The organism is Agrobacterium sp. rho-8.1 (assembly GCF_033957725.1).
Lineage (GTDB): Bacteria > Pseudomonadota > Alphaproteobacteria > Rhizobiales > Rhizobiaceae > Agrobacterium.
Genome location: NZ_CP192788.1, coordinates 2,489,171 through 2,508,868, shown reverse-complemented (window position 1 = coordinate 2,508,868; position 19,698 = coordinate 2,489,171). Strand labels below are relative to the sequence as shown.

Below are 19,698 nucleotides of genomic sequence, written 5' to 3'. Positions count from 1 at the left end.
GGGGGAGATGCCCGGCAGGGCAGAGGGGGGTATCTCAGGTACCGACCTTCACGAATGAAGGCCCTTTATTCTCAACTTCCAGCGCCAACCATCGACGCCACCACAGCAATTGCTACCTTCAACCGCTGGCGCACCACGGAACGGCCGAGCAGCGCCATGCTATCAAACAGCGGTAGCGAACGCGACGAGCCGGACATGGCGACAAACAGCGGTGGCGTCACCACGCGCAGCTTTTTGCCGGTGCGTTCGGCTACCTCACGCAGTTCCGCCTCGATGGCTTCGAGCGTCCAGTCCGGCATTTTTTCCAGATCGGCGGCAACGGTCGTCAGGATTTCGTGGGTTTCTTCCGGCTTGGTTTTCAGGCCAGCGAAAGAGGCAGGCGTCAGGCCGACATCGCTCGACAGCAGGAAGCCTGCGAGGTTTGGCAATTCGCCAAGCTTGGAAATGCGGCTCTGCGAAAGTTTGAGGCCTTCGGTCAGCCGGGAATTTTCCATCGCCCATTCCAGCGTGCGGGCAATGAACTCGTCCTGGGTCAGCTTTTCGCGCAGCCAGCGGCCATTCAGCCAGTCCAGCTTCTGGATGTCGAAGATGGCACCGGCCTTGGACAGCGCTTCCGGGTCGAACTTCCGCGACAGCTCTTCCATGGTCAAAAGCTCTTCGCCTTCACCCAGTTGCACGAAGAACAAGCCGAGGAAGTTCATCAGCGCTTCCGGCAGATAGCCGAGGGCTGAATAATAGGAGATCGAGGTCGGGTTCTTGCGCTTGGAAAGCTTGGATTTGTCGGCATTGCGCATCAGCGAAAGATGCATGAACGTGGGCTGTTCCCAACCGAAATAACGGTAGAGCAGAATGTGCTTGGGCACAGATGCCAGCCACTCTTCGCCGCGCGCCACATGAGTAATCTTCATCAGATGGTCGTCGATGACATTGGCCATGTGGTAGGTCGGCATGCCATCGGCCTTCATCAGAACCTGCATGTCGACGCTGTCCCACGGAATGCTCACATCGCCGTAGACGCCATCGTTGAAATCGCAGGAACCTTCCGTCGGGATTTTCATCCGCACGACGGATGCTTCACCAGCTTCCATGCGCGAGGTGACTTCCTCGGCTTTCAGGTGAAGACACAGACCATCATATTTCGGCGGCTTGCCAGCGGCACGCTGTCCTTCGCGCATCTCCGTCAGGCGCTCAGCCGTGCAGAAACAGCGGAAGGCATGGCCCTTGGTCACCAGTTCTTCGGCATAGGGCTGGTACATATCCTTGCGGTCGGACTGGCGGTAGGGGCCGTATGGGCCGCCGACGTCAGGACCTTCGGACCATTTCAGGCCGGTCCATTTCAGCGCTTCCAGCACCTTGTCTTCATATTCGCGCGTGGAGCGCGTGGCATCGGTATCTTCGATGCGCAGAATGAATTCACCACCGTGTTTGAGGGCAAACAGGTAGTTGAAAAGCGCGATATAGGCAGTGCCGACATGCGGCTCGCCGGTTGGGGAAGGTGCAATACGGACGCGGACGCCGGAAGTGTTCATGAAATTCACTCGTCGTGATTGATAGTGACAGAAGGCAGAAGATGCCCGATATCACGAAAATTGACGTTGGATGCGGCGGAAAGTGATGAAAACAGGCGCAGACACGCCGCTTTCACACGGTTCCATTGGGCATGGCTTAGGCCATATTACGTCGCATGCGTCAAGAAAATTACCGACGTCGCCCGTCTGCTCGCATTTTGCACCGCAAGGAAAAAGGCCCGCTTTGACGCGGGCCTTCGGTCTCATCAGATCGACAATCGCACCTAATGCAATGTGCCCTTCTTCTTCCGGCGTGCATTGCGCGACACCATGTTGAGCACTTCCACCAGTCCCGAGAAGGCCATGGCGGCATAGACGTAGCCCTTGGGGACTTCGAAGCCCATGCCTTCGGCGATCAGCGTCGTGCCGATCATCAGAAGGAATGCCAGCGCCAGCATGACGACAGTCGGGTTCCTCTCGATGAATCTGGCCAGCGGGTTTGCGGCCAGCAGCATGACGGTGACGGCGAAGACGACGGCCACGACCATGATCGGAACATGCGGTGTCATGCCGACGGCGGTGATGATGCTGTCCAGCGAAAAGACGAGGTCAAGCAGCAGGATCTGGGCAATGGCGGAAGAGAAGCTGGCAACGGCGGTGCCGACCAAGTCTTCCTTGTGATCTTCCGGGTCCACATTGTGGTGGATTTCCTTGGTTGCCTTCCACACGAGGAAGAGGCCACCACCGATCAGGATCATGTCTTTCCAGGAGAAGCCTTGACCGAAGAGCTCGAAAACCGGTTCGGTCAGCTGGACGATCCAGGCAACGGTACCAAGCAGGCCCAGACGCATGATCAGCGCCAGGGCGATACCGATCTTTCTGGCCTTTTCACGCTGATGCTCGGGCAGCTTGTTGGTCAGGATGGAAATGAAAATCAGGTTGTCGATGCCAAGCACGACCTCCATGACGATAAGAGTGACGAGCGCCACCCATGCGGCGGGGTCTGACAATAGAGGGACAATGGAGTCCATCGGGCCTGTTTTCCTTTTCAGCTATCCAGGTTCGACAATTCGAAACACCGTAGTTTTATATTCGAATGCGCGAGAAACAAGCGTATGACAGATGTGTTACGCTCTATTTTCTCGATAATTCGCGCATTGCGAGAAACCCGGATGCTGAATGGGGCTAAATCGTCTTGGTTCCATAGGCCGCCATAAAAACCGCGATAGCGCTGCTGAGGACACGGTCCGCGTCCTGTGGTGGCGTATCGCCTGCCAATTCGCCAAACAACCGCATCTTGAAGAAGGTACCGGTGGCAAGCTCGATGAACTGGCGTGCGGCAAGGTCCACGTCGTCGATGACGAGCGTTCCCTGCTCGACATGGTGCTGAAGGAAGTCACGCAGAACGACGCGAACATTGTTCGGTGCTGCGACGAAAAAGCGCTGCGAGAGTTTGGGCATGCGATCGATCACGCCAAGCGCTGAGCGCATGGCAGGTATCATGTCCGTGCATGTCACTTTATGAATAAACGCGGCGCCGAATTGCCAGAGGCCGTCTTTAACCTCTTCCGTTCCGGCCAGAATATCGCGCATGGAAAGGGCAAATTCGGCGCGGTGACGGTCGATCAGGGCGGCAAAAAGCTCATCCTTGTTTTCAAAGTAAACATAGATTGTTCCTTTGGAAACAGCGGCTTCGCGGGTGATGTCATTCATGCTGGCGGCATCGAAACCCTTTTGCTTGAACACGCGCCAGGCACCATCGAGGATTTGCTCGCGCTTTGCCGGGTCTTCGCCCGCTGCAAACCGGCCCGCAGGAGATGCGGTGGAGATGTCCTCCATGGATGTTTCGTTGGTCACGCTGCGATCCGCCAATCGTTTTTAAATCTTACCTCATATATCGAACCAATCGGTTCGATATGACTTGATATGTGTCAGAAAAGAGATTAAGTCAATCGAACCGAACGGTTCAGTTCGACAATTCTTATCTCGTTTACAGTGAATGGTGTTACCATGTCGGCCCAGAAGAACGGTGCAGTCCGAGCAGTCAATTCGTCAGATGAAACCGAAGCTCGTGTCGAAGAGGCAAAGCCAGCTGACGCGCAGCCAGCCGCGGCACCTGCTCAGGCTGCCGCGCCTGAAAAGAAGAAGCGCAAATCTTTCGTTTTGCCGATCGTCGCCATTGCCATTCTGGCTGCCGGTGGTTGGTACGGTTATCAATACTGGACCGATGGCCGCTTCCTCATTTCCACGGATGATGCCTATGTACAGGGCGATATCGCCGTTATCGCACCGAAGGTCTCCGGCTATGTCGCCAAGGTCGAGGTCGTCGATAACCAGACGGTGAAGGCGGGCGACACGCTTGTGACGCTTGACGATGGCGATTATCGAAACGCCCTGGAACAGGCGGAAGCCCAGCTTCAGACACAGCAGCTCTCGCTCAACCGCATCGATGCGCAGATTGCAGGCGCTGAGGCGTCGTTGCAGCAGGCCATTGCCCAAAAGGGTTCTCTGGATGCCGCATTGCGGGGTGCCGACATCAACCTGAAACGCGCCAGCGAACTTCAGGCCAAGGACGTCGGCACGGCTGCATCGTCGGATAACGCGCAGATCGCCATGGAACAAGCCAAGGCCAATCTGGTCGCTGGTGAGGCAGGCGTCGTATCCGCTCAGGCGAATATCGATCTCCTCAGAGCCCAGCGCAAGGAAGCCGAAGGTTCGGTGAAGTCGCTGGAACTGTCCCGCGACAAGGCGGCGCGTGATCTGTCCTTCACCGTTCTTCGTGCGCCTTATGATGGTGTCATCGGCAACCTCTCGGTTCAGACGGGCGATCTTCTATCGGTCGGCAAGCGTCTGGCGTCTCTGGTCCCGATGGACGATCTCTATATCGACGCCAATTTCAAGGAAACGCAGCTCGCCGATATCGAGCCCGGCTCCAAGGTGCGCGTGCATGTGGATGCCTTTGGCAAACACGATATCGAAGCCACGGTGCAGTCGATTTCGCCGGCGTCCGGCTCGGTCTTCTCCATGCTTCCGCCGGAAAATGCCACGGGCAACTTTACCAAGGTCATCCAGCGCGTGCCGGTTCGCATCGTCTTTTCCAGGGAAGATCTGGCCAAGCACAAGCTGCGTGCCGGTTTGAGTGTGGTGGTCGATATCGATACCCGTACGGCACCCGATAATACCCGCACAGCAGACAATCAGTCGAAGTAATCTTCGATAAGGACCAAGATCATGGCGGCAACAGCCAGTATGGCAGGCGGCAGCGTCGCGGCGATCGATCCTCCGATGGATCGCCGACGCCTCATCGCGTTCTTCGCGATGGTGTTCGGCATGTTCATGTCGATCCTCGACATTCAGATCGTCTCGGCGTCTCTGGCTGAAATTCAGGCTGGTCTCGGTGCCGGTTCGGATGAAATCGCCTGGGTTCAGACCTCCTATCTGATTGCGGAGGTCATCATGATCCCGCTGTCGGGAACGCTTGCACGGATCTTGTCGACGCGGGTGCTGTTTGCCACCTGCGCCGCAGGCTTCACCATTTCCAGCGCCCTGTGTGCGACAGCCACGAACATCGACCAGATGATCGTCTACCGATGCATTCAGGGCTTCATAGGCGGCGGCATGATCCCCTCCGTATTTGCCGCCGCCTTTACCATTTTCCCGGCCTCGAAACGCTCGGTGGTGTCCCCCATCATCGGCCTTGTCGCAACGCTGGCACCCACCATCGGCCCAACGGTCGGCGGGTATCTGTCCAATGCCTTTTCCTGGCACTGGCTGTTCCTCGTCAACATAATCCCCGGCATCATCGTGACCCTGGTCACGTGGAATTTCATCGATTTTGATAAGCCGGAACTTTCCTTGTGGAAGCGGTTCGACTGGTGGGGACTGCTGTCGATGGGCGTCTTCCTCGGCTCGATGGAATATGTGCTGGAAGAGGGCAACAACAACGACTGGTTCAACGACACCCACATTGTCATCGGTGCACTCGCGATGGCAATCGGCGGGGTCGTGTTCTTCTGGCGTGCCTTCAACGTCGATTTTCCGGTCGTGGACCTCAAAGCCTTTGCCGACCGAAACTTCTCCATCGGCTCGCTGTTTTCCTTCGTCATGGGCATCGGGCTTTACGGCCTGACCTATATGTATCCGCTCTATCTGGGGCGGGTGCGCGGTTACGATGCGCTGATGATCGGCGAGACGATGTTCGTTTCCGGCATGGCCATGTTCTTCACAGCACCCGTGGCGGGCAAGCTCTCCACCAAGCTCGATCCGCGTGTCATGATGGCCATCGGCTTCATCAGCTTCGGTTCGGGAACATGGATCATGACCCATGTGACCGCAGACTGGGATTTCTACGAGTTGCTGATCCCGCAGATCCTGCGCGGCTTCGGACTGATGATGTGTATGGTGCCGATCAACAACATCGCGCTCGGCACGCTTCCGCCTGCGCGCATGAAGAACGCATCCGGCCTCTTCAACCTCACCCGTAACCTCGGCGGCGCGGTCGGTCTTGCCATCATCAACACCATGCTCAGCCAGCGCACCGACGATCACTATTTCCGCATCGCCGAACACGTGAACTACGGCAATCCGGCAGCCTTGGAATGGCTGAACAATGTCGGTGCCAACTACGATTCCTACGGTCTGGATGGCTCGTCCGTCGCCATCAAGAAACTCGTCGGCGTCGTCTCGCAACAGGCATGGCTGCAGGCATTCGCCGATGTCTTCCTGGCGCTGACGGTTCTCTTCAGTGGGCTGATTTTCCTCACCGTGCTGATCAAGAAACCCAAAGCTGCGCCGCCGCCCGGTGCCGGGCACTAATTCCACCGATCCACCGCAGCGCTGAAGGGTCGCCAGAAATGGCGGCCCTTTTCGTTAGGGGTGGATTTATCCAGCGTAGAGGGCTTGGCTCACCCCCCTCTGCCCTGCCGGGCATCTCCCCCACAAGGAGGGAGATCGGCAAGGCGCATGCACATCACCCAATCTGCAGCACTCAAGATGGGCCGGAGGTCAGCACGAGTCGATCTCCCCACCTGAGGGGGAGATGCCCGGCAGGGCAGAGGGGGTAAACCACACCCGCACCGCCAACTCTCATCCTCGCAATCCTTTTCTGAGGTACGTACGTCATTTTCTGATTTACGTACCTCAGAATCTCGGCTAAGGACTGCTCCGGGAGAAACCATGAAGCCGACTGTTCACGATATCGCATCCAAGGCAGGCGTCAGCCTGGCAACCGTTGACCGTGTTATCAACCTGCGTCCGGGGGTGCATGCGGTGACGCGTGCCAAGGTCGAAACGGCGATTTTGGAGCTGGGTTACGTCCGCGATATGGCGGCCGCCAATCTGGCAAAGGGTCGCAGCTACGCGCTGGTTTTCATTCTCCCCAACAACGACAATTCCTTCATGGCCGGTCTGCGTGCCGAGGTGAGGGCGGCTGCTTCCCGCTCCTATGTTGATCGGACATCGATCCGCATCATCGAGGTGCCACCCTTCGATGCGGCGGCCCTGAGCCAGGCGCTGGATGTGGCGCGGTTGGAAAAGCCATCCGGGGTCGCCTTTGTCGCCATCGATGCTGAAGATGTGGTGGAGGCCGTGGATCGGCTGACCGATAGCGGCATTGCCGCCGTCACGCTCGTTTCCGATCTTACCGGTTCGCGACGCGACCATTTCGCGGGCGTCGATAACGTCGCCGCCGGACGCACCGCTGCCAGCCTGATGGGCCGATTTCTGCCGGAAAAAGGCGGAGATGTCGCGGTTCTGGCAGGCTCCATGCTGGTCAAGGACCACCGCGAGCGGCTCGCCGGTTTCAAGGCGGTGATGGAAGAGGAATTTCCCGATCTGCGCCTTCTGCCGGTTCTGGAAGGTCGCGATGACCCTGAAACCGTCCAGCGACTGGTGGCGGAGTGTCTCAAGGCCAACCCGCAGCTTCTGGGACTTTACAGCCTGGGTGCGGGCAATCGCGGCCTCATCAAGGCGCTCAAATCATCGCGCCAGCCGTCGTCGCCCTGCGTTATCGCCCACGAGTTGACCGAAAATACCACCAACGCGCTGGCGGAAGGCGTGCTGGACGCGGTGCTCAACCAGAATGCCGGGCACGAGGTGCGCAGCGCTATCAGGGTGCTGAAAGCCCGCGCCGATGGCCTTGCCGTCATCGAAGCGCAGGAGCGCATTCGTATCGACATATTCTTGCGGGATAATCTCCCCTGACAACGACATAGGGAATGGAGGAAACATGTATCTCGGTCTCGATTTGGGAACATCCGGCGTCAAGGCGCTGCTGATCGATGGTGATCAAAAGATCATCGGTTCGGCCAATGGTTCGCTGGACGTTTCACGCCTCCACCATGGTTGGTCCGAGCAGAACCCGGCGGACTGGATCACCGCCACGGAAACAGCGATTGCCGGCCTGAAGGCGAAGCACCCTAAAGAGCTTTCGGCGGTCAAAGGCGTTGGCTTGTCGGGCCATATGCATGGGGCGACGCTGGTGGATGCGGCAGGCGATGTCCTGCGTCCCTGCATTCTATGGAACGACACCCGCTCTCACGCTGAAGCCGCCAAGCTCGACGCCGACCCGCGCTTCCGCAAGATCACCGGCAACATCGTCTTTCCCGGCTTCACTGCACCAAAGCTCGCCTGGGTTGCCAATAACGAACCGGAAATTTTCGCGAAAGTCGCCAAGGTTCTGCTGCCCAAGGATTATCTGCGGCTGTGGCTGACGGGCGAATACATCTCGGAAATGTCGGATTCCGCTGGCACCTCATGGCTTGATACCGGCGCACGCACATGGTCGCCGGAGTTGCTGGAGGCTACCGGCCTGACTGAAGACCATATGCCATCTCTTGTGGAAGGAACCGATGAAGCAGGCAAGCTGCGCACTGATCTTGCCTCCGCATGGGGCATTTCTGCCAAGGTCGTGGTTGCGGGTGGAGCAGGGGACAATGCCGCGTCCGCCTGCGGCATGGGCACGGTCTCGGAAGGCCACGCCTTCGTTTCGCTCGGGACTTCAGGCGTGCTGTTTGCCGCCAACGCATCCTATCTTCCGAAGCCCGAAAGCGCCGTTCACGCCTTCTGCCACGCCTTGCCCAACACCTGGCATCAAATGGGCGTCATCCTGTCGGCCACGGATGCGCTGAACTGGTATTCCGGTATCGCTGCCAAATCCGCAGGCGATCTTTCAACGGAACTGGGCGACCAGCTGAAGGCACCCACAGGCGTCACCTTCGCGCCCTATCTTTCGGGCGAACGCACGCCACACAATGACGCCGCCATTCGCGGCTCCTTCATTGGTCTATCCCACGAAAGCGACCGCAAGGCGCTGACGCAGGCTGTCATGGAAGGCGTGACCTTCGCCATCAGAGACAATCTCGAAGCGCTGAAATCCGCAGGCACCTCGATTTCCCGAGTCACCGCCATCGGCGGTGGCTCGCGCTCGCGCTACTGGCTGGCCTCGATTGCCACATCGCTCGGCGTCCCCGTGGATATTCCGGCGGAGGGCGATTTTGGTGCAGCCTTTGGCGCTGCGCGTCTCGGCTTGATTGCTGCGACCGGGGCTGACCCGGTTGCCGTGTGTTCTCAGCCGGAAACGCAGGAGACGATCGAGCCGGTGGCGGCGCTGGGCGATGCCTATGAGGAGGCTTATGGGCGTTATCGGGGGCTTTATCCGGCGATCAAGCCACTTTCACATTGAGGTTTGGTGGGGGTGAGCGCCCCCGGCGACATCAAAGACATGAATACCATCCTAGGGAGAGAACCATGACCACAGGCTTTTTCGGCGACATCCAGAAAATCAAATATGAAGGTCCAGACAGCACCAACCCGCTGGCCTTCCGGCATTACAACCCCGATGAAATCGTTGGTGGCAAGCGCATGGAAGACCATTTGCGCTTCGCGGTGGCCTACTGGCACACCTTCACATGGCCGGGCGGCGATCCCTTCGGCGGCCAGACATTCGAGCGTCCGTGGTTTGAAGACACGATGCAGGCGGCCAAGCTGAAGGCCGATGTCGCGTTCGAATTTTTCTCGCTGCTCGGCTCGCCGTTTTATTGCTTCCACGATGCAGACGTGCGCCCCGAAGGCAAGACATTCGCGGAGAACACGAAGAACCTGAACGAGATCGTCGATTATTTCGGTCAGAAGCAGGCAGACACAGGCGTCAAGCTTCTCTGGGGCACGGCGAACCTCTTTTCCAACCGCCGCTTCATGTCCGGTGCCGCCACCAACCCTGACCCGGATGTGTTCGCCTATTCAGCCGCGACCGTCAAAACCTGCATGGATGCCACCAAGACCCTCGGCGGCGCGAACTACGTGCTGTGGGGCGGTCGCGAAGGCTACGAGACATTGCTCAACACGGATGTGAAGCGTGAGCTGGACCAGCTTGGCCGCTTCCTCAATCTGGTGGTCGAGTACAAATACAAGATCGGTTTCGAAGGCACGATCCTGATCGAGCCGAAGCCGCAGGAGCCGACAAAGCATCAGTACGACTACGACGTTGCCACCGTCTACGCCTTCCTGCAAAAGCATGGTCTGGACAAGGAAGTGAAGGTCAATATCGAACAGGGCCACGCCATTCTGGCCGGTCACTCCTTCGAGCATGAGCTGGCCATGGCCAATGCCTTCGGCATTTTCGGCTCTATCGACATGAACCGCAACGACTACCAGTCCGGCTGGGATACCGACCAGTTCCCCAACAATGTGCCGGAAATGGCGCTGGCCTATTACCACGTGCTGGCAGGCGGCGGTTTCAAGAATGGCGGCACCAACTTCGACAGCAAGCTGCGCCGTCAATCGCTCGACCCGGCAGATCTGCTGATCGGCCATATCGGCGGCATGGATTGCTGCGCCCGTGGCCTCAAGGCTGCGGCCAAGATGGTCGAGGACAAGGCCCTGTCGCAGCCACTGGCAGATCGCTATGCCAAGTGGGATTCGGCAGACGCGCAGAAGCTACTGCGTGGTGAAGTGAAACTGGATGAAATCGCGGCGATGGTCGAGCGCGATAACATCAATCCTGAACCGAAGTCCGGTCGTCAGGAATATCTTGAGAACGTGGTCAACCGTTACGTCTAAGGCTGTCGGCTGCCCCAGTGGTAGGCGCATCCGTCCCTCCACCGACGTCATCCTCGGGCCTGTCCCGAGGATCCAACCACGTTGCCAAAACCGGGACGTGGATAGACCCTCGGGACAAGCCCGAGGGTAACGGCAGTGGGCGTGTTGACACTGCCTATAACGCGGCAAAAAATAATTCTTATTTTTTTCTCCACACGCTCTCAACCCACCGCATAATCCCCGTGCTTTCGAAACAATGGGGCGCAACGCGCGGCGCCCTTGCGGTTCGAAGGCCGGTGCTGACAAGCGGCAGCTCTAAAAAAGAGGGCCGTTTCCGTGGACCCACCTCTTGCCACTGGCCAGGCAAGGGACCGGGCGTTCCGATAGGTATCGTGAAAGTCGCGTTGTTACAGGGTCCGGCAAATGCCACGACCTCTACCATACCTGCCAATGCAACACGCATTTGCCGGACATTCATTATCCCTCCGGTTCGCTTTTTTCATAAGGCGAACCGGAGAGGATTTTGCATGGTTACTTCTGTGTGCCGTCTTGTGTGCGGCGCAACATGACCTATCTGTGTGGGGTTTTACGGAGAGCCCGGTTGGGCGCATGCGCGCCACGTCGTGAGGTCCCCCCAAGGAGATTGCTATGCTGATCGAAAAATTGAACTGGCGTTACGCCACCAAGAAGATGGACCCTGCCAAGTCCGTATCGCAGGACAAGGTAGGCCGCATCATCGAGGCTGCGCGATTGGCGCCGACATCGAGCGGTTTGCAGCCTTTCGAAATCATTGTTGTCACCAACCCGGAAACGCGTGCCAAGATCCAGGAAATTTCCTGGAACCAGGCGCAGGTGACCGAAGGCTCCCACCTGTTGGTGTTCGCGGCTTGGGACAATTACACCGCGGACCGGATCAACCATATGTTCGATCTGACCAATGACGAGCGCGGTTTCAAGAACGAAGGCTGGGAAAACTATCGTCAGTCTCTGCTGTCGTCCTATCCACAGCGTGATGCCGAAGTGAACTTCCAGCACGCGGCGCGTCAGGCCTATATCGCTTTCGCCATGGCCGTTGCGCAGGCTGCATTCGAGGGCGTGGATTCCACGCCGATGGAAGGTTTCGATCCCGACAAGCTGGACGAAATCCTCGGCCTTCGTGAGAAGGGCCTGCGTTCGGCGGTCATTCTGCCTCTCGGCTATCGTCAGGAAGAGGGCGACTGGCTCGTCAATCTGAAGAAGGTACGCCGTCCGCTGGACGAGTTCGTCACGACGATCAAGTGATCAGCTGATGGTGAAATAAGGTCGATTTTTCCAGCAGTCGCTCATAATTGAAAAATCATGCCTATAAAATTGTATCGCAGACAGGCATGTTTGCGATACACGCAGCCGATCCCGGCTTGTCCAAGGAAAGTCCATCGTAATGCTCAGGAATGTCTTGCCTGGTCGAATGTGCCTCACGGCAGCATGAAAAGCGGCTTTCCCTGCCGCCGGGTTTCGACATAACAGATTTCGTTCGAAGAGCATTTTATGACACCTCACACTTCAGCGGCCGGTTCCGCGCCATCTGGTCCGGCGAACAGCGATCCGATGGTCGCGTTCGAGGCGGTGACCAAGACCTTTGGTGATCCCCGCAGACAGACATCCTTCACGGCCCTCGCCGGTGTCGATTACATCGTGCCCAGAGGTTCGATTTCCGGCATCATCGGCCGTTCCGGTGCGGGCAAGTCCACCCTCATCCGCCTGGTCAACGGTCTGGAGCGTCCAAGTTCCGGCACGGTTGCCGTTGATGGTGTGGATGTCGGAGCGCTTGATGAAGCGGGCCTTCGCACCCTTCGCCGCTCCGTCGGCATGATCTTCCAGCACTTCAATCTTCTGTCTTCCCGCACGGCTTACGACAACGTCGCCCTGCCGCTGGAAATCGCCGGTGTGTCGCGGGCCGAGATCAAACAGAAGGTCGGACCGCTGCTCGATTTGGTCGGGCTCGGCGATAAGGCCAAGCGCTACCCGGCAGAGCTATCCGGCGGTCAGAAGCAGCGCGTCGGCATTGCCCGTGCGCTGGCGACCGAGCCGAAGCTTCTCCTGTCTGATGAAGCGACATCTGCGCTCGACCCGGAGACGACGCAATCCATTCTCGAACTGCTCAAAAAGATCAATGCCGAGCTGAACCTTACCGTCCTTCTCATCACCCATGAGATGGAGGTGGTGAAAACCATCGCTAGCCAGGTTGCGGTCATCGACAAGGGTCTGATCGTGGAAGCGGGCAGCACCTTCGACATCTTCACCAATCCGCGCCACGAGACGACCCGCAGCCTGTTGTCTTCCGCTGTCGGCGTGAAGCTGCCCCATTGGGTCACGTCTGGTCTGAAGCTGGATGCTGCTCCGGGTGATCGCGTTCTGGTGCGTCTCGTCTTCTTCGGCGATACGGCCTTTCAGCCGCTGACGGCGCGGCTGGTCGCCGAAATCGGTCCCGATGTGAACATCCTTGCCGGCACCATCGAGGAGATTTCCGGCCAGCCTTACGGTTCGCTGGTGGTGTCCTATCCGGCGACGCCTGATGTCACGGACCGTGCCCAACGGTTTTATGCCGAAACTGGCCTTACCACGGAGGTGCTCGGTTATGTCGCCTGATATGCTGTTTACCGTTCTCTGGAAGGGGTTGATCCAGACACTGCACATGGTGGCGGTGTCAGGCCTCGTCGGCTCTTTGCTCGGCCTGCCCATCGGCATCTTTCTGGCCACCAGCGGCAAGGGAGAGCTGTTCGAAGCACCCATGATCAACCGCATCATCGGGCTCGTCGTCAATGCCGCCCGCTCCACGCCTTTCATCATTCTGGTGGTGGCCATCATTCCGTTCACGCGCCTTGTGGCGGGAACCTCCATCGGCACGTCTGCCGCCATCGTGCCGCTGACGGTCGCCACCGTGCCGTTTGTAGCGCGTCTGGTGGAAGCGGCTATCCGTGAGGTGGACAAGGGCCTCATCGAGGCGGCGCGCGCCATGGGCGCGACTCCGCTTCAGATCGTCACCAAGGTGCTGCTGGCGGAAGCCAGACCCGGTATCACGCTGGCGCTAACGCTGACGCTCGTCAGTCTCATCGGCTATTCGGCCATGGTCGGCGCTGTCGGCGGCGGTGGTCTGGGTGACCTTGGCATTCGCTATGGCTACCAGCGGTTCATGCCGGATGTGATGCTGGTCGTCGTCGTCGTTCTCATCGTGCTTGTCCAGATCGTGCAAAGCGCCGGTGACGCGCTGGCGCGCAGCTTCGACAAGCGCAATCGCAAAAACTAAAACACGTCTAGGTAAAGGAGACATCTACATGAAAAAACTCATCATCGCCGCTTCGCTCGCGGCCCTGTTTGCGGGTAGCGCGCTGGCCGAAACCATCAAGATCGGTGTCACACCAGCGGAACACGCGCAGATCATGGAACAGGTCAAGAAGGTTGCGGCCACCAAAGGTCTCGATATCGAAATCCTTGAATTCTCAGACTATGTCGTGCCGAACCAGGCATTGGCCGATGGCGAGCTTCAGGCCAATTCCTTCCAGCACCAGCCCTATCTCGACAACCAGGTCGCAGATCGCAAGTTCGATCTCGTCAGCGTCGGCACCACCATCACGACACCGATGGGCGTCTATTCCAAGAAGGTGAAGAGCCTTGACGAGCTGAAAGACGGCGCGACCATCGGTATTCCGAACGATCCGACAAATGGCGGCCGCGCCATTCTGGTTCTAGCTTCCAAGGGTCTGATCAAGGTCAATCCGGACGTGGGTCTCAAGGTCACGCCTGCCGATATCACCGAAAACCCGAAGAACATCCAGATTGTTGAACTCGACGCTGCCCAGTTGCCGCGTTCGCTTGACGATACCGACGCGTCGGTCATCAACACCAATTACGCGACAGCCGCTGGTCTCAATCCCAAGAAGGATTCCATCGCCATCGAAAGCGAGAAATCCCCTTACGCCAACGTCATCGCCGTCCGTTCGCAGGACAAGGATGCACCGTGGGTCAAGACGCTGGTGGAATCCTACCAGAGCCCTGAAGTGAAGAGCTTCATCGTCGAGAAATACAACGGAACGGTCATTCCGTCCTGGTAATCGGCTCTTTCAAAGACCTTTTTTACGACCTCCTCCATGCTTGTGGGGGAGGTTTTTTACGTCTGGTTATCCCTAACAACAAACGTTCCGATGTTTGCCATCGGCATGGTGCGATTGGGAGCAGCGTCCGGCGGTATTTTAATACCTTTTGAAGACTTGATGCGGAATATGCAGCCTTCAGGGGAAAAAAGATGCTGCCAGATGTCGCGTAAGCATGCCAGAACACTGTCGATCGGCCGGAGCACCGCCGTGGCTGGTGTTTTGTCTGCGCTTGCCATTGTCGTCGTCATCGTCACCGTCCTCATTCTGTCCGCTCTGGGCGATGTCGCCAAGAACACCAATGCGCTGGATGAACAGCGTTCGCTGGAAACGACATCCGGTGCCCTTTCCACCTTCCTCAACCAGCTGACCGCAACCCTCAACGACTACGCGGCCTGGGACGACGCTGCACGGTTTGCCTATGCTCCCGATGGTCTGGAATGGCTCATCAGCAATTACGGTGACATGACCGTCAACAGCGAGCTTTTCGACACGGCTGTCCTTATCGACGTCAACGATCAGGTCTTGATGTCCTACCGCAAGGGAATGCCGACGGAGTGGTCTCTTTCAGACTATTTCGGAGACGGCCTGACAGGCATGATCGAGAAGGCACGCTCTGTTCCACTGGGGCAGGAACCTGAAGTCGCGGGCTTCTTGCGCACGAAGGACGGTATCGCCGCCGTGGGTATTGCCTTGGTGCGCAACAAATCCGGCCTGCTTGACGTGCCTGAAGCCGCGCGGCGATATCTGATTTTCGCGCGTCATTTGACGGCGGAAACGGTCGAGAAGCTTGCGCATACCTACGTCATCAACGGGCTGTCCCTGCAGCCCGCCCATACGCAACCGGATTATTTCGTCAGCATCGTGGATCCGGGTGGGCAGGTTCTGGGCAATCTGACCTGGAAGTCGCAAATGCCGGGTGACATCAGTATGCGCGAAGTAAAACCGCGCATACTGGCGGCCAACGCCATTACTCTCCTGTTCTTCCTGGCGCTGATTGCCATTGGCAGTGCGGCGCTGAAAAAGCTGAAAAGCGACGAGCAGTCTGCCCGTCTCGAACTGTTGAGCGATCGGCTGACCGGTCTCTACAACCGGACCGGATTGTTCCAAGGCCTTCGGAGGCACCTGCTGCAATCGGCTCAAGACAACACCTATGTCAATCTCGTCTATCTCGATCTGGATGGTTTCAAGGAGGTCAACGATTCCTTCGGCCACGGTGCCGGAGACTTGCTGATCAAGGGTGTTGCGGCGGCCCTGAAGGTGCTCGTGGCAGACGGGACATTGCTGGCGCGGCTGGGCGGAGACGAATTCGCCGTCGTCCTGCAAGGCCCGGATGCCCGCATAGAGGGCCGAAAGCTTTGCGATGACATTCTGACGCTGTTTTCAGAACCGTTTATGATCGGCGAGCGGGTTGCCGCCATTGGGTGCAGCATCGGCACAGCCGTTGCAAAGAATGGCGATATCGACGGCGAGGAGCTGCTGCGCCGTGCCGATATGGCGATGTATGAGGCCAAGGAAAACGGCCGAGGTCGCTATATGGCCTACGAGCCGCATATGGATACGCGCCGTGAGGAAAAGAACCAGCTCGAGGCCGATCTGAAATACGCTATCGAGCAGGACGAGATCAAGGTCGTGTTCCAGCCCGTGATCAACACACTCACCCGCCGCATTACCGGTGTCGAGGCGCTGGCCCGGTGGAACCGCGCGGGTTACGGCCCGGTGTCGCCGGATGTTTTCATTGCTGCTGCGGAAAGCAGTGGGCTCATCGACCAGCTTGGGCTCGCCGTGCTGCGCAAGGCTTGTCATGAGGCAGTCGCGTGGCCGGACGTGAAGCTTGCGGTCAACGTGTCGCCTGTCCAGTTCAGAAACCCACTCTTTGCCGCCCAGGTTCTGGCTATTCTAAACGAAAACAGCATCGCGCCCACGCGGGTCATGCTGGAAATGACGGAAGGTTATTTCATTCACCAGCCGGAGCGGGCAGGGACTGCCATCGAAAAGCTCAAACAGATCGGCGTCAGCATCGCCCTGGATGACTTCGGCTCCGGCTTTGCCAGCATCGGCTATCTGCGCCGCTTCGGCTTCAACCGCATGAAGATCGACAAATCGCTGGTGGTGGCACTGGACGAGGGTGGTCGCTCGCTGGAAATGCTGACAGCCACCGTCGCGCTCGCCCGTTCGCTCGGCATCCCTGTGACCGCAGAGGGCATCGAAACGGAAGACCAGGCGGCCATCCTGCAACTGTGCGGCTGCGATGAATTGCAGGGCTATCTGTTCTCGCGGCCTGTGCCGGCGGAACAGATATTGCCGCTGCTGGACGCCCAGGATGCGCCTGTGGAGCAGCGGAAGGTTTCGTGAGGCCCGGTGCCTTTATCTCTCCCCTTGTGGGAGAGAAAGCAATTTCAACATCTTAAGCTTGCTTAAGTGTTAGAAATCGCAAGTGAGGGGTTTGCCGCACCCTCAGCGGACTCCTCACCTGAAAAATCTATGACTTAGCTTTCAGCCAAGATCATGATTTTTCTTCCTCTCCCACAAGGGGAGAGGTAGCCAGTGCGATCCCCTCCGACCAAACAATCACCGGCCGATATGCTTCTCGCCGCGCATCTTCGCCAGATCGATCTGTTTCTGGCGGTTGCGGAAGCGCTGGCGGTCTTCTTCGGTGCGGTCGTCGTAGCAGCTGGGGCAGGAGACGCCTTCCTCGAACTTTGGCGACAGGCGAACTTCCGGGGTGATCGGGTTGCGGCAGGCGTGGCAGAGTTGGTGGTCGCCTTCAGCCAGGCCGTGAACCACGGACACGCGCTCGTCGAAGACGAAGCAGGCGCCTTCCCAAAGGCTGTCTTCTTCCGGCACCTCTTCCAGATACTTCAGAATGCCGCCCTTGAGATGGTAGACCTCGTCAAAGCCCTGATCCTTCATGAAGGCGGTGGCCTTTTCGCAGCGGATGCCGCCGGTGCAGTACATGGCGATCTTCGGCTTGTCGTGCAGGCCGGGATTGTTCTTCACCCAATCGGGGAACTCGCGAAACGTCTTGGTCTGCGGATCGACCGCGCCCTTGAACAGGCCGATAGCGGTCTCGTAATCGTTGCGCGTATCGATGAGGATCGTATCGGGATCGGAAATCAATGCGTTCCAGTCCTTCGGATCGACATAGGTGCCGACGATCTGGTTCGGATCGATATCCGGCACGCCCATGGTGACGATTTCCTGCTTCAGCTTCACCTTCATGCGCACGAAGGGCATCTTGGAAGCGCGGCTTTCCTTGTGCTCCAGCGCGGCGAATTCCGGCTGGGCGCGCAGAAAGGCCAGGACGTTTCCGACACCCGCATCGGTGCCTGCAATCGTGCCGTTGATGCCTTCCGCAGCTATAAGCAGCGTGCCTTTGACGCCGTTTTGCTGGCACAGCGTAAACAGCGGCACGCGCATGCTTTCAAACCGTGCAAAGCGGGCGAAATGATACAGCGCAGCCACGAGATAATCACCGGCGGCTTCCGGGCGGGGTAGGGTAGAGGTGTCGGTCATGGCGGCTGAAATACAGCCAGATGGGCTTTTGCGCAATCATATTTCGCGTGTCTGCCTTATGGCCACGACGATTTGAATTCGGCAAAACCACGCGATATCGGTCAGGTCGCCGCGTGTTCCCACAAGAGTCCGACGATGCGGCTTTCGGTCTTGGCGGATTCGGCGAACACATGGTCGGCCAGATCGAGGCACTCCTGTCGCAGCGCCTGCTGGCGGTGGATTATGGCCTCCCGCAGCAGCGCGAGCGTATCGCCCCCTGCAAAGCGCTCCGGCTCGTGATTTGCAAGCGCTGCCAGCACGGACAGGTCGTGCTCGTGGCCGAGCAGATCGACCAGACGTTTGGTATCGATCTTCTTGGCGCGCATGGCCGAAGGCCACAGCCTGCGCATCAGCGCCAGATGCATCCAGTAGACCTGGCCGCTCTTGCGCAGGTCATGGAAATCCTCGTCATGGGCTTGGTCGTGACACTGGCTGACGGCATTCAGCGCTTTCTTCCGCTGCTTTTGCCATGTCTGCCTGATGCGCTTTGCCGCCGTCTTCTTGCCCGAGGGCAGGGACAGTTGCAGCAAGGCGTGCTTGCCCTTTTCGCATTCGGTCAGCGCCGCTTCAATGCGTGCGGGGAGATCGCCGTTATCGCTGGTCATCGCATCGCGCCGCTCGGCCAGCGCATCATGGGCAGAGGCAAGCGCCTGGGTTTCGGCTTCCGAGCGGCTGAATTGCTGGAGGTGATGGATGGTTTCCACCAGTGCCGCGGCCTCACGGGCCTGCGACAACGAGCGGGCTATATCACGAAAGCGAATGTTTTCGGCCTTGCGGAATTTCGGGTCTTCATCTGCCACGAAGCGATAGAGGGCGCGAAGGCGCTTGAACTTCTTGCGGGCATCATGCACGGCGGCATGCGGGCCATCGGGCTGATGCGACAGTGCCGACATGGCGTCATCGATCAGTTCCACGCCTGCCCGCTGCAGTTCGTCAGTGAAGGGTTTTTTCGGATCAATCCGGAATGACATGGCATAGCTCGGTGCTGAGATCATCCGTCGCCAGATGCTGGTTGGAATAACGGTGGTCGCCGGTGACCTCCTCACCGATCCATGCGGGCAGCGCAGGCTGGTCTGTCTCGGCGCTCAACTCCACCTCGGCCACGACAAGACCTCTGTAGAGACCATCGAACACGTCCACCTCCCACACGAAGCCCTCGTGCTCGACGGTGTAGCGGATTTTTTCGATGATAAAGCCGGGAGCGGAGTTCAACAGTTCCTCGGCGTCTGCGACGGGAATGTCGTATTCGTATTCATCGCGCACCAGACTATTGGTGCCGACCTTGATCGTCAGCGTAGCGGCATCGTCGCCCTTGATCCGCACACGAACGGAGCGATCGTCCAGAGACACGATATAGCCTTGACGAAACCGGGTCCGCGTGACGATTTCTTCGCGCCAGCTCTCATCTGCCACCAGAAACTTGCGTTCGATTTCTTTTGCCATTCAACGCCCTGCCTGATTTTCGGGCA

The 19,698-nt window shown here is 58.4% G+C and carries 16 protein-coding genes; 10 read left to right on the top strand and 6 right to left on the bottom strand.

The window, feature by feature from the left end:
- Nucleotides 1-71 precede the first annotated feature (71 nt).
- From gltX to RMR21_RS12395, 3 genes are all read right to left on the bottom strand, one after another.
- Nucleotides 72-1,529 (bottom strand): glutamate--tRNA ligase, encoded by a 1,458-nt coding sequence (gltX, locus tag RMR21_RS12405; protein ID WP_498668303.1) that lies wholly within the window; start codon nt 1,527-1,529, stop codon nt 72-74.
- A 263-nt stretch (nt 1,530-1,792) separates the two neighbouring features.
- Nucleotides 1,793-2,539 (bottom strand): TerC family protein, encoded by a 747-nt coding sequence (locus RMR21_RS12400; protein ID WP_498668302.1) that lies wholly within the window; start codon nt 2,537-2,539, stop codon nt 1,793-1,795.
- A gap of 154 nt (nt 2,540-2,693) precedes the next feature.
- Nucleotides 2,694-3,347: a TetR/AcrR family transcriptional regulator gene (locus tag RMR21_RS12395; RefSeq protein WP_498670156.1), complete on the bottom strand. Its 654-nt coding sequence runs from the start codon at nt 3,345-3,347 to the stop codon at nt 2,694-2,696.
- Nucleotides 3,348-3,518: 171 nt separating this feature from the next.
- On the opposite strand from RMR21_RS12395, the gene RMR21_RS12390 reads away from it, so the two are divergent.
- The 10 genes from RMR21_RS12390 (at nt 3,519) to RMR21_RS12345 (ending at nt 17,029) form a co-directional block, all read left to right on the top strand.
- Nucleotides 3,519-4,718 (top strand): HlyD family secretion protein, encoded by a 1,200-nt coding sequence (locus RMR21_RS12390; protein ID WP_498668301.1) that lies wholly within the window; start codon nt 3,519-3,521, stop codon nt 4,716-4,718.
- A gap of 21 nt (nt 4,719-4,739) precedes the next feature.
- Nucleotides 4,740-6,323 (top strand): DHA2 family efflux MFS transporter permease subunit, encoded by a 1,584-nt coding sequence (locus RMR21_RS12385; protein ID WP_498668300.1) that lies wholly within the window; start codon nt 4,740-4,742, stop codon nt 6,321-6,323.
- A gap of 360 nt (nt 6,324-6,683) precedes the next feature.
- A complete protein-coding gene (locus RMR21_RS12380; RefSeq protein ID WP_498668299.1) occupies nt 6,684-7,709 on the top strand; it encodes a LacI family DNA-binding transcriptional regulator in 1,026 nt (341 codons plus the stop codon).
- Nucleotides 7,710-7,734: 25 nt separating this feature from the next.
- Nucleotides 7,735-9,189, top strand: coding sequence for a xylulokinase (xylB, locus tag RMR21_RS12375; protein WP_498668298.1), 1,455 nt, complete (start codon nt 7,735-7,737; stop codon nt 9,187-9,189).
- 65 nt (nt 9,190-9,254) lie between these two features.
- Nucleotides 9,255-10,565, top strand: a complete 1,311-nt coding sequence (gene xylA, locus RMR21_RS12370) for a xylose isomerase (protein WP_498668297.1) — start codon at nt 9,255-9,257, stop codon at nt 10,563-10,565.
- Between the two features lie 627 nt (nt 10,566-11,192).
- Complete coding sequence (locus RMR21_RS12365) at nt 11,193-11,825, top strand: NAD(P)H-dependent oxidoreductase (protein WP_498668296.1); 633 nt, start codon at nt 11,193-11,195, stop codon at nt 11,823-11,825.
- A 306-nt stretch (nt 11,826-12,131) separates the two neighbouring features.
- On the top strand, nt 12,132-13,172 hold the full coding sequence (locus RMR21_RS12360) for a methionine ABC transporter ATP-binding protein (protein ID WP_498670155.1): 1,041 nt from the start codon (nt 12,132-12,134) through the stop codon (nt 13,170-13,172).
- Nucleotides 13,162-13,830: a methionine ABC transporter permease gene (locus RMR21_RS12355; RefSeq protein WP_498668295.1), complete on the top strand. Its 669-nt coding sequence runs from the start codon at nt 13,162-13,164 to the stop codon at nt 13,828-13,830. The genes RMR21_RS12360 and RMR21_RS12355 overlap by 11 nt, the downstream gene beginning before the upstream one ends.
- A gap of 28 nt (nt 13,831-13,858) precedes the next feature.
- Nucleotides 13,859-14,635, top strand: a complete 777-nt coding sequence (locus RMR21_RS12350) for a MetQ/NlpA family ABC transporter substrate-binding protein (RefSeq protein WP_498668294.1) — start codon at nt 13,859-13,861, stop codon at nt 14,633-14,635.
- 201 nt (nt 14,636-14,836) lie between these two features.
- Nucleotides 14,837-17,029 (top strand): putative bifunctional diguanylate cyclase/phosphodiesterase, encoded by a 2,193-nt coding sequence (locus RMR21_RS12345; protein ID WP_498668293.1) that lies wholly within the window; start codon nt 14,837-14,839, stop codon nt 17,027-17,029.
- Between the two features lie 216 nt (nt 17,030-17,245).
- On the opposite strand, the gene trhO is transcribed toward RMR21_RS12345, so the two are convergent.
- From trhO to RMR21_RS12330, 3 genes are all read right to left on the bottom strand, one after another.
- Nucleotides 17,246-18,190, bottom strand: coding sequence for an oxygen-dependent tRNA uridine(34) hydroxylase TrhO (trhO, locus tag RMR21_RS12340; RefSeq protein WP_498668292.1), 945 nt, complete (start codon nt 18,188-18,190; stop codon nt 17,246-17,248).
- A gap of 101 nt (nt 18,191-18,291) precedes the next feature.
- On the bottom strand, nt 18,292-19,200 hold the full coding sequence (locus RMR21_RS12335; RefSeq protein WP_498668291.1) for a CHAD domain-containing protein: 909 nt from the start codon (nt 19,198-19,200) through the stop codon (nt 18,292-18,294).
- Complete coding sequence (locus RMR21_RS12330; RefSeq protein ID WP_498668290.1) at nt 19,184-19,672, bottom strand: CYTH domain-containing protein; 489 nt, start codon at nt 19,670-19,672, stop codon at nt 19,184-19,186. The genes RMR21_RS12335 and RMR21_RS12330 overlap by 17 nt, the downstream gene beginning before the upstream one ends.
- Between the last annotated feature and the right edge of the window lie 26 nt (nt 19,673-19,698).

Coding starts and splice junctions, on each gene's coding strand:
- gltX (WP_498668303.1), bottom strand. CDS start 1,529: ATGAACACTTCCGGCGTCCGCGTCCGTATTGCACCTTCCCCAACCGGC.
- RMR21_RS12400 (WP_498668302.1), bottom strand. CDS start 2,539: ATGGACTCCATTGTCCCTCTATTGTCAGACCCCGCCGCATGGGTGGCG.
- RMR21_RS12395 (WP_498670156.1), bottom strand. CDS start 3,347: ATGGAGGACATCTCCACCGCATCTCCTGCGGGCCGGTTTGCAGCGGGC.
- RMR21_RS12390 (WP_498668301.1), top strand. CDS start 3,519: ATGTCGGCCCAGAAGAACGGTGCAGTCCGAGCAGTCAATTCGTCAGAT.
- RMR21_RS12385 (WP_498668300.1), top strand. CDS start 4,740: ATGGCGGCAACAGCCAGTATGGCAGGCGGCAGCGTCGCGGCGATCGAT.
- RMR21_RS12380 (WP_498668299.1), top strand. CDS start 6,684: ATGAAGCCGACTGTTCACGATATCGCATCCAAGGCAGGCGTCAGCCTG.
- xylB (WP_498668298.1), top strand. CDS start 7,735: ATGTATCTCGGTCTCGATTTGGGAACATCCGGCGTCAAGGCGCTGCTG.
- xylA (WP_498668297.1), top strand. CDS start 9,255: ATGACCACAGGCTTTTTCGGCGACATCCAGAAAATCAAATATGAAGGT.
- RMR21_RS12365 (WP_498668296.1), top strand. CDS start 11,193: ATGCTGATCGAAAAATTGAACTGGCGTTACGCCACCAAGAAGATGGAC.
- RMR21_RS12360 (WP_498670155.1), top strand. CDS start 12,132: ATGGTCGCGTTCGAGGCGGTGACCAAGACCTTTGGTGATCCCCGCAGA.
- RMR21_RS12355 (WP_498668295.1), top strand. CDS start 13,162: ATGTCGCCTGATATGCTGTTTACCGTTCTCTGGAAGGGGTTGATCCAG.
- RMR21_RS12350 (WP_498668294.1), top strand. CDS start 13,859: ATGAAAAAACTCATCATCGCCGCTTCGCTCGCGGCCCTGTTTGCGGGT.
- RMR21_RS12345 (WP_498668293.1), top strand. CDS start 14,837: ATGTCGCGTAAGCATGCCAGAACACTGTCGATCGGCCGGAGCACCGCC.
- trhO (WP_498668292.1), bottom strand. CDS start 18,190: ATGACCGACACCTCTACCCTACCCCGCCCGGAAGCCGCCGGTGATTAT.
- RMR21_RS12335 (WP_498668291.1), bottom strand. CDS start 19,200: ATGTCATTCCGGATTGATCCGAAAAAACCCTTCACTGACGAACTGCAG.
- RMR21_RS12330 (WP_498668290.1), bottom strand. CDS start 19,672: ATGGCAAAAGAAATCGAACGCAAGTTTCTGGTGGCAGATGAGAGCTGG.